This window comes from Botrimarina sp. (genome assembly GCF_040219535.1).
Taxonomy (GTDB): Bacteria; Planctomycetota; Planctomycetia; order Pirellulales; family Lacipirellulaceae; genus Botrimarina.
This window is the reverse complement of sequence record NZ_JAVJSH010000036.1, coordinates 12622-26248: the sequence shown is the minus strand read 5'-3', so window position 1 is coordinate 26248 and position 13627 is coordinate 12622. Positions and strand designations below refer to the sequence as shown.

Here is a 13627-nt window from a genome sequence, read left to right as displayed (position 1 = left end):
CTTTCATCTGCTTGGCGGCGGGCCAAGCTTGTCGTGCGTCCGTGATGGTGACGAACTAAGGTCGTTAGCTAGCAGCGGGTCGCGTGCGTCGGCGGGGTCGCAAACCGGGAGAAGGCCGACCTCAGAAGCTGTGACAACAAGGTCGGCCTCCTCCGGTTGCGGTCCACCCCGACGCAAATTGGATTCAGGAGCAATGGGGAACAGTGGGGCCGGACAGCGCCGTCTGGCCGATTGGCTCTCGGTTTCGAGGTCTCGCCGCCGGTTCAGCGGCGCCGGCTGCAGCTGGGTCGAAAAGGTTTGGGAAGAGTCGGTCGTCGCGACGGGCGGACCCCGCTTGCCCGGGGCTGCGAATCGCTTAACGCGTCGGCCGATCGTGGATCCTTGTAAGCTCGACGTCGGCCAAAGGCTGTTCCGAAACTATCTGAGATCTCAGACAGATGCAAGCGACTTCCACCCAAATTGCGCGAATGCACGGCGTCTTCTCCAGCCGATGTCGCAACGCTGCGCGAGCCAAGGGAATCGCATCGAGCGCGAAGCGTCGGTCACCTGTGGACGGCTGCGGCCGGCTGTCTGCCGGACCGGCTCGAACGCAAAGAGGTCCGCGGCAGCTGGGCTTCTCCGAGAAGGCGATTGCCGGCCGACTGGCGGTCGACGGATCCCAAATCGCCGACGCGTTGCTCCGCACAAGCCGGGCGTCCGGTGCGGCCTTACTCTCACGCTGAGCTGCAAGAGGCTGGGGCCAATCAACTCAGGCCGGTCAGCGTCGTGCGCGATACACTGCAGCGACGTGCCCCGTGAGAACCGACGCCGCCAGGGCCACGGCGGAGGCCTCCGGGACCGACGCGGCCGCCGCTTGCTGGGCGTCGCGCCACACGGTGTAATCGGCGGCGTTGATCTCCCCGTCGAAATTGCCGTCCGCGGCGAGTTCTTGAGACCGGTAGAGCGACTGCCAGCGGAGCCAGTCGGACTGGCTCACTTGTCCGTCTTGGTCGTAGTCGCCCGCCAGGCCGGCTACGAAGGTGCTGCCGGGGCCGACGTCGTCGGCCGTCAGCCGCCGGTACCGCATCCTCGCCCCGGCGTCGGGCGCGGCCGTGGCGACGAGGTTCCCGAGGGAGTCTCGTTCCAACTGCGGGTCGGCGCCCGTTGTCACCCCGTCGGGGGCGTGCCCCGGGGAGCCCGAACCGGTCGACCACGTGTAATTGCCAGACCAGGTGTTCGACGCGTCCGGCGCGTTGTTCTGCCGATCGATCGCCTTGCCGCGGCTGTTGACGATCAGATTATCGGAGAACTCGTTGTCATAGGGAGGGATGTCGATCAGGTCGCCGTTCCAGGTGGCGTTGTAAAAGTAGCCGTAGAGCAGGCTGTAGGCGCCCGTGTTGATGATTGAATTGTTCGAGACCTCGCTGTTGCGGACCGCCGCGTAGGGGGCGTCGTCGTGGTCGCCGGCGCCGAGGAGGATCCCGCCCCTCAGGTTGCCGCTCTCGGTCCCGTAGGAGCCCTCGAAGTAGTTGTTGGTTATCGTATGGTCGGCGCCGTAGGCGCGCACGCCGCGGCCGTCGATGAAGTAGTTCGAGTCGACGACGCCGTCGTTCCCGCCGCGCAGCACGAGCTGGTCGTTGTTGTGCTCGAACGTGTTGTGGCGGAACACGTTCTCGGAGCTCTTCGAGGAAATCAGTTCCGACGACGAAGCGTTGTCTTCCCACAGGTTGTGCTCGACCACTGTGCGGAAGGCCGCCCCGGCGGACGAGCCCCAGCTCAGCTGCAGGGTCTCGTAACCGGCGTTGCCGGACCAGTAGTTGTACCGGAACACATTGTCGGTCGAGAAAAGGTCGGTCGAGCCCCCCGCCACCCGCACGACGATGGCGTCGTTGTTGTTGAGGAACTCGCTCCTCTCGACCACGTTACGCGCGGACCGGTCGGTGATGTCGAGGTACATCGAGTTGTTGGCGGCGTTCGAATCGGGGTTGCTGCTGGTCAGCCCGGAGTCGGAGATCGAGAGGTTCCGCAGCACGTTGTCGCTCGCCTCGCGGACCCGCACGACCGTCACCCGGTCGCTCGACTGCGTGCCGTCGGCGGTGACGTCGGTGAAACGGAATCCGTCGATTACCCAGTGGTCTCTCTCGACGCGCAGCTTCGTCCGATCGCTGAGCTGGGGCCCCGTGAACGTGACGCCGCCGACGGTCTGCGCCTTGAAAGTGATCGGCGAGGCGGCCGTCCCGTCCCGGCCGTTGATACGCACGGGAAATGTGTAAACGCCATCCTTGACGACGATCGTGTCGCCCGGCACGGCCGCGGATATTGCGTTGGCTATCGACGCTTCGGAGTCGGTGAAGTGCGTTGCCGCGACCACCGTCTGAGCAAGAAGAGCGCACGCGCAAGCCGCAAGCGTCGATGCTGGGGCGGGCGGCAGGCGGTTCAACAGGCGTGCGACGCGTCCGGTTTTGTTCCGGGCCAAGGGCTTATCCATAGATAGATATTTTCAGACACAACTTTGCTGCGCCACCGGCGGGTAGCCCGGTGGGCAAGAGAGAAGGCGGAGGGCGATGAGCGCGCGGTTACCTCTAGGCGCAGCACCTCATAATCGGATAGTATCTGAGATCTCAGTGGGACGCAAGTGTGTAGTCGTACAGAAAAGTCGACCCGTGGAGGCATCGTGTCCAGCCGCACCGCCGCGAGTCGGATGTTCAGACGACAACTCCCTAAAATCGGATTGTCGACCCTCCAGCGCTTGATGAAGATTTCCCCGGCGCCACGGACCCGCGGGCATGGACGCCGGCCCGTCATCGAGCCGCGGCGCTGTGCCGCGTGGCGGCCCCGCCGTTTCTGAAGGGCCTAGAAGCCCGCCGCCAACTCCCCTTATTCAAACCGCTATGCAGACGGCCTCTCCTAGCTCCGCCGCGCCCAGCCGGCGCCGGTTCATTAAAGCGGCCTCGGCCGCCGTTGCCGCACCGTATTTCGTGCCTCCGTCGGTCTTTGGGGCGACCGCGCCGAGCAACCGGATCACGATCGGCTGCATCGGAGTTGGCAACAAGGGATTCCCGATTATGGAGTCCTTCCTGAACGACCCGAGGGCGCAGGTCGTCGCCGTGTGCGATGTGAACCGCGGCAGCCACGGCTACCGCGACGAGAAGCAGTTCCTCGGCCGCGAGCCGGCGCGCGAGCGGGTCGAATCGTTCTACGCATCGAAGACGGGCCGCGGCGGGCAGCGGTGCGACGCTTACAACGACTTCCGGGAGGTCCTCGCACGGGGCGACATCCAGGCGGTGACCGTCTGCACGCCCGACCACTGGCACGCCCCGATCACGGTGGCCGCGGCGGACGGCGGCAAGGACATCTACTGCGAGAAGCCGTTGAGCCTGACCATCAACGACGGCAAGAGGATGGTCGACGCGGTCCGCCGGAACCAGCGGGTGTTGCAGACGGGCAGCCACGAGCGGTCTAGCCCCGTGAGCCGCCAGGCGTGCGAGCTCGTGCGGAACGGCTACATCGGCCGGGTGAAGCGGGTGCTGACGCAGGTCGGCGAGCACAACAAGGTCGGCCCGGGCCCCGGGTGGCAGCCGATGAGCGTGCCGGACGGCTTCGACTACGACATGTGGCTCGGTCCCGCCCCCATGGCGCCGTACCACAAGGACCGTTGCCTTTATCGCTTCCGCTTCAACTACGACTACTCGGGCGGCCAGGTCACCAACTTCGGCGCCCACTCGTTGGACATGGCGCAGTGGGGGCTCGGTCGGGACGGTTCCGGCCCCGTCGAAGTCGAGTACGTCGACGCGGAGTTCCTCCCCGAGGGGAGCCTCTTCAACGCGGCGACCCACACGACCTTCCGCTGCCGCTACGAGGACGGCGTGGAGCTCACCTGCAAGACGGGCGACCCCGCCGTGTACGTCGAGTTCGAGGGCGAAGAGGGGCGGGTCGCGACCGGCTACGGGCTCGACGGCGTGCAGACCGAACCGGCGAGCCTCGCGGCGGTCGAGATCCCCGCGGAGGACCAGCTGTACGTCAGCGACGACCACGTGGGCGACTTCCTCGATTGTGTGCGGTCGCGTCGCGACCCCGCCGCGCCGGTCGAGGTGGGGCACCGCAGCGCGACCGTGTGCCACCTCGGGAACATCGCTATCCGGCTCAAGGCCAACCTCCGTTGGGACCCGGCCGCGGAGTCTTTCTTGGGCAACGAAGAGGCCAACGCGATGCTCGACCGCCCGGCGCGCGGCGACTGGGGCTGAGCCCCGCACCGACTCGCAATTGGCCTTCCGCTCGCCCTTCATCGGCGCCGGGCGGCCGGGCCCAGCCAACCTTTCTAGGAGCACGCCGACATCGTCCGCCCCGTTATGCAACGCCCCTTCGCGCGGTCCACCGACGTGTGCGTCACGGCGGCCGAGCTCTATTTGCTGCCCGTCGAGACGCGCATGCCGCTCAAGTTCGGGCGGGAGGAGCTCTCGCGCGTGACCTGCGCGCGGGTGCGGCTGATCGTGCACGATCGGTTGGGGCGGGTCGCGGAGGGCTGGGGCGAAACGCCGCTCAGCGTGCCGTGGGTCTGGCCGAGCCCGATGAGCTACGCCGATCGCGAGGCGGTGCTGATCGACTTCTGCCGGCGTCTGACGCAAGCCTGGCCCCTCGCCCTCGACTACGGGCACCCCCTAGAGATCGGCGCCTCGTTCCAAGGAACCAATCTCCCGGCGCTGCGGAAGCGCTTCAACGAGATCAGCCGCTGCAGCGAACCGATGCCGCACCTGGCGGCGCTCGTGTGCTGCAGCCCGTTCGACATCGCCCTGCACGACGCCTACGGCCAGCTCGTGGGCGAGCCGGTCTACCGCGTCTACGGCGCGGAGCACCTGTCGCGCGACCTGTCGCACTTCCTCACGCCGGCTCCCGACTCGGCGGTGGACTTCCGGGGCGCGTACCCCGAGGACTTTTTCGACTACCCGCCGCCGGATCGCTTGCCGGTGTGGCACTTGGTGGGGGGACTCGACCCGCTGACCGACGACGACCGAGAAGGCCCGCCGATCGGCGACGGGTATCCCGAAACGCTCCGCGAATGGATCGAGCAAGACGGGCTCACGTGCCTGAAGATCAAGCTGCGGGGCGCCGACCCCGAGTGGGACTTCCGCCGCCTCGAATCGGTCGCCGCGGTCGCCGCGGACTACGACGTGCGCCACCTCACGGCGGACTTCAATTGCACCGTGACCGATCCGAAGTACGTGACCGCGGTGCTCGACCGCCTCGAGCGCGAGCACCCGCAAGCCTACGAGAAGCTGCTCTACGTGGAGCAGCCGTTCCCTTACGACCTGTCGAGCAACCAGATCGACACCCGGGAGATCTCCGAGCGGATCCCCCTGTTGATGGACGAGAGCGCGCACGACTGGCGGCTGATCCGGCTGGGGCGCTCGCTCGGTTGGAACGGCGTCGCGCTGAAGACCTGCAAGACCCAAACCGGCGCGCTCCTGTCGCTCTGCTGGGCGAAGGCCCACGGCATGCACCTGATGGTGCAGGACCTCACCAACCCCATGCTGGCGCAGATACCGCACGTTCAGCTTGCCGCGCACGCGGGCACGATGATGGGCGTGGAGTCCAACGCGATGCAGTTCTACCCCGAGGCCTCGGCGTCGGAAGCCGCCGTGCACCCGGGCCTTTACAACCGCGTCGACGGCATGCTCGATCTCGGCACGATCGCCGGCCCCGGCTTCGGCTACCGCCTCGACGATATCGACCGGCGCCTGCCGGCGCCCGAGGTCAGCTGCGAGCGGTAGGGCCGCACGGATCGGCCCGGCCCTCTGCAGCGGCCCAATAGCCCGCCGCCTTCGCGCCCTGAAACCGGGAGCAACGCGCCGCCCGGCCTCTTGAGGAAACCGATGACGCACTCCGAGCCCGCACCCCACTTCGGCAAGCTGGTCCACGCAGCCTGCTGGATGACCGTTTTGGCCGGCCCGGCGCCGAGCGGGCCCGCCCTCGCCGCCGGGCCCGGCTGGCTGCCGCTGTTCGCGGAGCGTCTGGACCGTGCCGAGCAGGCGGCCGAGGCCGACCCCGAAGCGTTTTCGCCCGCGCTGGAGCAACTGCGCCGCGACGCCGATCGGGCGCTCTCTGCTGGCCCATTCTCGGTGACCCAGAAGAGCCAGACGCCGCCGAGCGGCGACCGGCGCGACTACATGAGCATCGGCATCTACTGGTGGCCGGACCCCGACCAACCAGACGGCCTCCCCTACATCAAACGCGACGGGCGGCCGAACCCTGAGTATTACGAGATCAGCGACCCGGCGCAGTTGCTCGACCTCTCGGCCGCGGTCGAGACCCTGTCGCTCGGCTACCGCTTCTTCGGCGACGAGCGCTACGCCAGCCGCGCCGCCCGGCTGCTACGCACGTGGTTCTTGTCGCCAGAGACCGGCATGAGGCCGCATCTGGAGTACGCACAAGCGGTGCCCGGCCGCAGCACAGGGCGTGGCTACGGCATCATCGAGACCCGCACCCTGCCGCGGATTGTCGAGTCGCTCGGGCTGCTGGCCGCGTCCGACGCTTGGGGCGACAGCGACCAAGCGGCGATGCGCCGGTGGTGCAAGGATTATCTCGACTGGCTCCAGCAGAGCGAGAAGGGCCGCTTCGAGGCGCAGACCCACAACAACCACGGCACCTACTACGACCTGCAAGTCGTCAGCCTGATGGGCTTCTTGGGCCGCGAGGCCGACGCGCGGGCGGTTCTCGGGCGTGCGGAGCAATCGCGTATCGCTTCGCACATCCGCCCCGACGGCCAGCAGCCGCACGAGATCGCCCGCACGCGGAGCTGGGACTACTCGGTGATGAACCTCGCCGGCCTGATGCAGCTTGCCGATTACGGCGATCGGTTGGGGCTCGACTTGTGGGGGTGCGAAGCGGCCAACGGGGGTGGGCTGCGGCCGGCGCTGGATTACCTCGTCGCGTTCATGGGCAAGGACCAGAGCTGGCCTCACGAACAGATCCGCAAGACGGACACCCGGCGGCTCGCGCCGGTCGCCCTGCTGGGCGCCGTGGCCTACGACGACCCCGGGCTCGCGGCGGCGGCTGGGGCGCAACTGCCCGACACCAGCCGCGCGTACCTCGTGCTCGGCGTCGCGCCGCAGGGCGTCCCGTAACAGCGTGCCGACCGCGTCCGCCGATTGCAGAACCGCGCGGTCACTCTTGGGACGCGTGTGGACCCTCTCGTTCGACACACAGAGCGACGTCGATCCCGAACGCGGGCGAGTCTAGCTGGAGCACGCCTCCGGGGTGGGAGAGCCGAGACGGGTCCTCCAGCGGGCCGGCGGCCGGGTCCCACCACCGCAGCCGGTAGTCGCCTGGCGGGACGTCCAGCTCGACACGCGCCGACCGCCGGGTCGACGCGAACTCCGCCAGGTCCTTCGGCTTCCAACCCAGCGGCGTGTGCAGATAGACCGCATAGCACCGGCCCGGATCGGCGAGCGCCTGGAGCGACACGCCATCGCTCGTCGCGACTGCCTCCCCTGCCGGCCGCATGCGGACGAGGTCGAACTGGTCGAGGAACCGCTTGAGCACGCCGAGCTGCTCGCGCAGTTCTGGCCCGCCACCGCCGGGCGACTCGTAGCTGGTGAACGAGCCGTCGGGGTGGGCCGGCGTGAAGGAGTAGTCGAGGTTGTTGTAGATGGCGCCGCCGGCGAGGAGGAACGCCCACGCCTCGGTGCGGTAGACGGCGTCGTCCGAGCCGCGAAAGCCCGATTCGTTCGCGCCGACAGCGACCCGCAGGTGCGAGTTGTCGGAGACCGCCTTCGGCGGGGTGGCGTAGTGGAAGGTCAGGATCGACACGCCCGGCGGCGCCTTGTCGATACGCTTCGTATGGCTGGCGACATTGCGTGACACGAGCCGGTCGGGGTCGACACGATTGATCTCGCTTGCAATCCGCTGCTCCCAGGCCTCGGGCACGTCGCTAGTGTAGGGCTCGTTGCAGACCTCGAAGTAGAGGTTGTCGACTCCACGGAGTTCCTCCGCCAGCTTGCGCGTCATTTCGATCTGAACCGCCGACAGCTCCTCGTTCTCCAGGGTCAACACCTCGTTGCGGTCGCAGTCGCCGAAGCCGTTCACGTTATTATCGGCGTGCATCGGGCACGCCTGCCAGATCGCGTCGTTGTACATCGGCGAGAACAGCGTCAGCTCGACGACGATGCCGCGTTGCGAGGCTTCACGCATCAGCGCTTTCAAGCGGACGACGTAGCCGGCGTTCCACGACGTGAGGTCGAACCGCTGGCGCCCGTCGGGACGCGTTTCGGCGACCGCCCATGGGCAGACGAACCGGCCGGCGGCCGGCGCGAGCGGGTTGTCTGTGATGCCGAACGACTCCGGCGTTTCGCGGTAGGCGCCCGCGAACACGCGCGTGTGGTTGAGGCCGTCGCTGGCGAGTTCGTCGAGGTACGTGCGGAAGTCGAAGTCGAGGTTCACCAGCGCGCCGTAGTGCTCGCCCGACGTGAGCAACACGATCGGCTCGCCGCGGAACAGGAAGCGGTTAGGGTTCTGCGGGTGCAGCGCCAGCGGCTCATTGGATTCTGCGGCGCCCGTCGCCAGGGCGAGGCACAGCAAACAGAGCAAGCGTCGATTCGCGGGCATTGTGGGGTCCTTCGGTGTCGCTAGAAGCCGACGCACTCGGTCGGGGGAATGCCGCAGCGCGGTCGCGGTGGGATTCAGTCGGCGCTTAGCTGCCGCGGGTCGATCGCCACGCCACGCTCCGCCGACTGGTACGCCGCCTCGACCAGGCGCAGCGTCTTGAGGTTGTCCTGCCCGGTCGTTTCGGCCCGACCCGGCTGCCGCAGGCCGTCTACCAAGTTTTGCAGGCAAGGGACGATGCTCGAGTGGACCACCTCGTAGGCGGGGTCGGCCCAGTCGTGCTTTGCCGGCGGGTGGTGCTCGGTGCGCACGCCGTCGGCCGTGGTCACGTCGATGCGGTAGTCGGGCCCGAGCTCCGCGCTGCCAAGCGATCCTTCGACCAGCACGAAAGTCTGCGGGAACCGCTCTTCGCGCAGCCGGGTCGCGTAGCTCATCTCGCAGGTGACGGTCGCGCCGCCGCCCATGCCCATCACGACCGTCGCGACGTCCTCGCCGGCGATCTCCGGGTGCACGCGGCGTGTCTGGCAGTAGAGCGATTCGGCCTCGCCAAAGAGGAACCGCGCGGCGTCGAGCAAGTGCGGTCCGACGTCGTTGAGGATGAACCGCGGCAGACGGGCCAACAGCGGCTGGTTCTCGAACACCGGGAAGCTGTTCGAGTACTGGATCCGTGCGCGGAACACCTCACCGATCCGGCCGCTAGCGATGATCCCCTTCAAAGCCCGCTGCGGCGACTGCCACCGCCAGTTCTCGTGCACCAGCAGCGGCACGCCGGCGGCCTCGCAGGCGTCGACCATGCGCGCGGCTTCGGCGAGGGTGTCGGCCAGCGGCTTCTGGCAGATCACCGCCACGCCCGATTCCGCGGCCAGGGCGGTCAACGCCGGGTGCGAGGCGCCGTCGGTGATGATGTCGACAAAGTCGGGCTTCTCCCGGTCGATCATCTGCTGCGCGTCGTCGTACACGGCGAGCCCGCCGAAGCGCTCGGCGAGCGCCTCGGCCTTGCCACGCGTCCGCGACTGGACCCCCACACAGCGGACGCCCTCGATCTCGCCCCAGCCCGCCAACTGGAACCGCGACCAGAACCCCGCCCCGATGACGACGAATCGTAGCTCGGACATCGATCAACCTCGGATGACATCGGCGACAACAACCGCGTGCGGCGCCAGCCCGAGCGAGGGCCCTTCGACGCGTCGCCGGTCGCTGAGCAGCGTTTCCGGCTCGGCGGTCGCCCGCCGCAGGGAATCCGCATCGAGCACGCACAACTCGTATCCCACGCCCCCGAACGCCGACGCCGGCGGCAACCCAACCCGCGTCGATTCGCCGGTGTGGTTAGCGACCATCAGCCGCTCGGCGCCGCTGGACCGCAGCGCGACGCCCGACACTTCCAGCGGCCGGCCCCAATCGAGCCGGCTCAACGCCGCGCCGCGGAAGCCGCTCAGCCATTGGAAAACGTGGTACAGAGGAAACACCCCCCCGGGCTCGTACGAGAACCCTCCGAAAGGCGACGGCTCTAGCGGCGCGAGCAGCCCGCCGAGGCCGTGGGTCTCGTAGTAGGTCAGCCGCGACGCGCCCGCGGCGCCTAGCTGTGCGACGCTGCCCAGCGTCCACCCGGCGGCGAACAAGCCGGTCTGCCGCGGGTCGAACCGCGGCGGCGCGTGGCCGGGCGGCGGCGGCGGCTCGGCGGCGGTGGCGTTCGGGTTGAACTGCGGGCGGAGCGTGATCGGAGCGACCGCGACCGGCAGGCCGCCGCTCAGCGCCTGGGCCGAGGTGACCGTCTGGCCTTGGGCTTCGAGCGTCTCGACCAGCGACAGGTCGTCGAAAGCGTGCACCTGCGGGTTGATCGAGTAGGTCACCCCGTCCAGCGCGTCAGGCGCTGGCCGGTTGCGGTTGAGCTCGGCGAAGTACGCCCGTGTGCCGCCGAAGCAACGCGCCCCGGGCGTGAGGCCGGCGACCCGCTCGCGCACCCGCGTAACGTCCGCGGCCGACGCGGTTTTCTTTTCGTCGCTGTAGGCCGACCACACCGCGACCCGCGACGCCAAGTCGACGAGCAAGGGCGCCACGCGGTCGAGCGTCGCGTCGAGATGGCCGTCAACACAGATCGCCAGGTCGAGGTCCGCTCCGATCTGGGCCGCCAGCCCGTCGGCCGACTCCAGGTCGGCTAGGCGATCCGGGCTCGCGTCGCGCAGGTCGATGCGGAGGTGCGCCGGCGCCAACGCGGCCAGCCGCCCACGTTGCGTGTCGCTGGGCGGCGGAGCGCGGTGAGGGAAGGTGAAGCCGAGGTCCGGCAGCCGCTCGCCCGTGTCGACAATCTCGGGCGCGGCAGGCTGTGGGCCGGCGCTCGCCCGCGGCTGCGGCGGGCTCGTCGTCAACGAGGGCGAGCTGCCTGTGAGGGAGAGCGTCACGGCTTGGAAAAACGACTCGCCGGACTCGACCCGGACCGGAAACGGCTCGTCGAGCGGCGTGCAGTACGTCTTGTACGAGGCGTCGGTCCAGTTGCGCTGGTCCTCCGTCTCGAACACGTCGCCCTCGAACGCGGCCAGCCCCTCGACCCCCGGAGCGACCTCGTGCCCGATCGCGACCAAGCCTTTGAACGGTTGGTGCGGAGCGATCCGTTCGGGGAACCGGCCCTCGGCCGCGCCGCCGCCGGCGTGCCGCGTCGAGCACCGCGCGCCGGCGCATTCCTTGATGGGGTGGAGCAAGCAGAACCCGATGCGGTTCTTCAGGAACGCCGACTCGGCCTGGCCGCGCATCTCGTAACGGATCGCGCCGCTCGCTTGCAGCCGGACGCTGCCGAACCAGACGAACTGGATCTCGTCGCGGCGGCAATCGGCGCGGAAGGAGAGCTCGATCGCGTCGCCTTGTTCGGCCCGCTCGACGCGCGAGATCACGGGCTCAACCACTTCCCAGTTGTGGTCGCGCACCGCCACGTACAGCCCCCGCCAAACCTCGGTTTGGCCCAGCCGCACGTGGCGCAGCAATCCCGAATCGGACTCGAATCGCGCGGACAGGGGGCCCGCTTGCAAGAGCAGCCCACCTGGTACGGGCTCGGCGGCGACGCGCTCGTGGTGCGGTTGAGGACTCACGCCGGGCCGGAGCGGTATGGTGAGGAAGGAGATAGCGCAGGGCGGTCCCGACGCGTCGCCCGCGTCGGCCGAGCGGCTCAGAAGTGGTACCCCATCAGGTCGCCGTCCTCGCCGGTTTCTAGCTCGAGCAGCGCGAGGAACAACGTGCCGAGGCCGTCGATCGTGTCGGCCACGTCCTCTCCCGGGTGGCTGCGGAACGCGCCGAGGTCCTCGATATAAAGGGTACCGACGGCTTCGCGGGCGATCTGGTGGGCGAGCTCTCGCGCGCGGTCGTCGTCGAGCACCTTGGCGGCGCGGGACAGGTAGTGGATCACCGCGCCGTAATCGGCCGCGTACGCGCCGTCGACCCAGTGGCCGCCGTGCCGCTCGGAAAGGTGCTTCGCCGGCAGGCTGTTCTCGATGTGCTCGATCCACCGCTGGGCCGCTTCGCGGTAGGCCTCCTTGCCGGTCCGCTCGTAGAACGACAGGCACGCCTCGGCCATGGCCATCGGGTAATCGTGGATCGGGAAGAGCGGTTCCCACACGTCGGCGTACAGGTCGGGCTGGTAGGGGTACTCCTGCTCTTCCTCCGGGTGGCGCGGCTTGGCGTCTTCGACGCGGAGGGCGCCGTAGTACTTGCCGGCGTCGGCGTCCCAGCCGTGCTCCAGGTAGGCGAGCAGCCCGGGCTCGGCGATCGCCACGAACTCGTCGACGCCGGTTAGCTCGGCCGCGCGGAGCAGGTCGCCGGCCCACAGACCGATCTCGGTGGTGCCGTGGTAGTAGTCCCACCGCTTGCGGTGGCCTTGGTTGCGGACGACGCCGGTCTCCTCACCGTGGTCCGCCGCGGAGAACCGCGCGACCTTCAACGCGGTGTCGATCAGCTGCTGGCGGTCGTCCGGCCGTTGGGCGGCGAGCCAGGCGATCGACTCGACGAGCACGCCGCCGGTCTCGATGAACGGGTAGCACTTCGCGACGAACTCCTCGTCCGGGTCGATCTCCTTCTTGTTCGTCGGCGCGTGGCGGTCAAAGAAGCCACTCTCGTGGTCGACCACGTGCAGCTCCGCCATCGAGCGCACGCACGCGGCCGCCGCCTCGGGCGAGACGCGCGTGATCGCTTCCCAAGCGACGGGGATCGGCCGCGCCTCGTGCGAGAAGTGACCGATCCGCTCGATCTCGTCGCGGAAGACGTCGTAGAACAGGTGGTTGCCCCACAGGAAGAAGCCGTTCTTGTCGGACACGCACCGCTCGAGGAACGCCGACACGCAGCGGTCGGCCCCTTCGCTGTACTTGCGATCCCCCGACAACTCGGACACCCGGTGGGCGGTCACCAACAGCGGGATGTCCCAGTACAGGTTGCTGCCACGCGGGGCGTGGATGCGGCGGTACGCGCGGCGGCTCTTGGAGTCGACCGACTCGTTCTGCCCCCCCTTACGCAGGTCGATCGACGCGATCCACAGGTCGTTGGTGTCGTCGCCGTACTTGTCCACACCGACTTCGAGCACCCGGTCGAAGTGGCTCTGGATCTTTTCCAGGTACGAAGCCTCTGTGTCGGCGCCGAGGGCCTGCATTGAGGTCGCCGCCAGCCCCGCCAGCAACAACGCGAAGCGCTGCGGGGCGAAGCGGGGTTCGATCGGGAGCAACTGAGATCTCAGCATTTTGGTCGTAGGTTCTTGAAGAGGAGATCCGTTGGGGGGCCGCCGCGATCCGCCGGGCGTGGTCCGGCGCGGGCGATGCTCGGCGGTAACCCGCGCCGAGCGTCGGAAAAGCTGGTCGTGCCGCTCCCGCCAGACGCAGGCGGCCAGCGGGTCCTCGCACGATTTGCCCTGAATCATCGCGCGGGAGTGGCGCCGCTTCAATCCGTTTTCCGGGTTTTTATCCCCTGCCCTCCGTATTTTCCGACGCGGTGCTCTACGCCAGCCGTTTACAAAGTCGGCTCGAAGCGACCGACGCCGCATCCGGACCTCACACGACGCCCCAACGGCGAAGCAACG

At 68.4% G+C, this 13627-nt stretch carries 8 protein-coding genes; 3 read left to right on the top strand and 5 right to left on the bottom strand.

Annotation, left to right across the window (positions count from 1 at the left end; genetic code table 11):
* Positions 1-757 precede the first annotated feature (757 nt).
* Complete coding sequence (locus RIC11_RS19555; protein WP_350214081.1) at positions 758-2467, bottom strand: chondroitinase-B domain-containing protein; 1710 nt, start codon at positions 2465-2467, stop codon at positions 758-760.
* A 298-nt stretch (positions 2468-2765) separates the two neighbouring features.
* Between RIC11_RS19555 and RIC11_RS19550 the strand changes: the two genes are divergently transcribed.
* The 3 genes from RIC11_RS19550 (at position 2766) to RIC11_RS19540 (ending at position 7100) form a co-directional block, all read left to right on the top strand.
* Positions 2766-4223 carry a Gfo/Idh/MocA family protein gene (locus RIC11_RS19550; protein ID WP_350214080.1) on the top strand — a complete coding sequence of 486 codons (1458 nt, stop codon included), beginning with the start codon at positions 2766-2768 and terminating at the stop codon, positions 4221-4223.
* Positions 4224-4328: 105 nt separating this feature from the next.
* Positions 4329-5747 carry an enolase C-terminal domain-like protein gene (locus RIC11_RS19545; protein WP_350214079.1) on the top strand — a complete coding sequence of 473 codons (1419 nt, stop codon included), beginning with the start codon at positions 4329-4331 and terminating at the stop codon, positions 5745-5747.
* A gap of 102 nt (positions 5748-5849) precedes the next feature.
* Positions 5850-7100, top strand: coding sequence for an alginate lyase family protein (locus tag RIC11_RS19540; protein WP_350214078.1), 1251 nt, complete (start codon positions 5850-5852; stop codon positions 7098-7100).
* Between the two features lie 40 nt (positions 7101-7140).
* Here the strand turns inward: RIC11_RS19540 and RIC11_RS19535 are convergent, their stop codons facing one another.
* From RIC11_RS19535 to RIC11_RS19520, 4 genes are all read right to left on the bottom strand, one after another.
* On the bottom strand, positions 7141-8580 hold the full coding sequence (locus RIC11_RS19535) for a hypothetical protein (protein ID WP_350214077.1): 1440 nt from the start codon (positions 8578-8580) through the stop codon (positions 7141-7143).
* Positions 8581-8654: 74 nt separating this feature from the next.
* Positions 8655-9692: a Gfo/Idh/MocA family protein gene (locus tag RIC11_RS19530; RefSeq protein ID WP_350214076.1), complete on the bottom strand. Its 1038-nt coding sequence runs from the start codon at positions 9690-9692 to the stop codon at positions 8655-8657.
* Between the two features lie 3 nt (positions 9693-9695).
* The gene (locus RIC11_RS19525; RefSeq protein ID WP_350214075.1) at positions 9696-11657 is read right to left on the bottom strand and encodes a D-apionate lactonase family protein; all 1962 of its coding nucleotides are present in this window, start codon (positions 11655-11657) and stop codon (positions 9696-9698) included.
* 77 nt (positions 11658-11734) lie between these two features.
* Entirely contained in the window at positions 11735-13291 is a 1557-nt protein-coding gene (locus RIC11_RS19520) for a hypothetical protein (protein ID WP_350214074.1), read from the bottom strand.
* Positions 13292-13627 lie beyond the last annotated feature (336 nt).

Excerpts from the sequence above, each read along its gene's own strand:
- RIC11_RS19530 (WP_350214076.1), bottom strand. The coding sequence starts at position 9,692 with ATGTCCGAGCTACGATTCGTCGTCATCGGGGCGGGGTTCTGGTCGCGG.
- RIC11_RS19550 (WP_350214080.1), top strand. The coding sequence starts at position 2,766 with ATGGACGCCGGCCCGTCATCGAGCCGCGGCGCTGTGCCGCGTGGCGGC.
- RIC11_RS19540 (WP_350214078.1), top strand. The coding sequence starts at position 5,850 with ATGACGCACTCCGAGCCCGCACCCCACTTCGGCAAGCTGGTCCACGCA.
- RIC11_RS19520 (WP_350214074.1), bottom strand. The coding sequence starts at position 13,291 with ATGCTGAGATCTCAGTTGCTCCCGATCGAACCCCGCTTCGCCCCGCAG.
- RIC11_RS19555 (WP_350214081.1), bottom strand. The coding sequence starts at position 2,467 with ATGGATAAGCCCTTGGCCCGGAACAAAACCGGACGCGTCGCACGCCTG.
- RIC11_RS19545 (WP_350214079.1), top strand. The coding sequence starts at position 4,329 with ATGCAACGCCCCTTCGCGCGGTCCACCGACGTGTGCGTCACGGCGGCC.
- RIC11_RS19535 (WP_350214077.1), bottom strand. The coding sequence starts at position 8,580 with ATGCCCGCGAATCGACGCTTGCTCTGTTTGCTGTGCCTCGCCCTGGCG.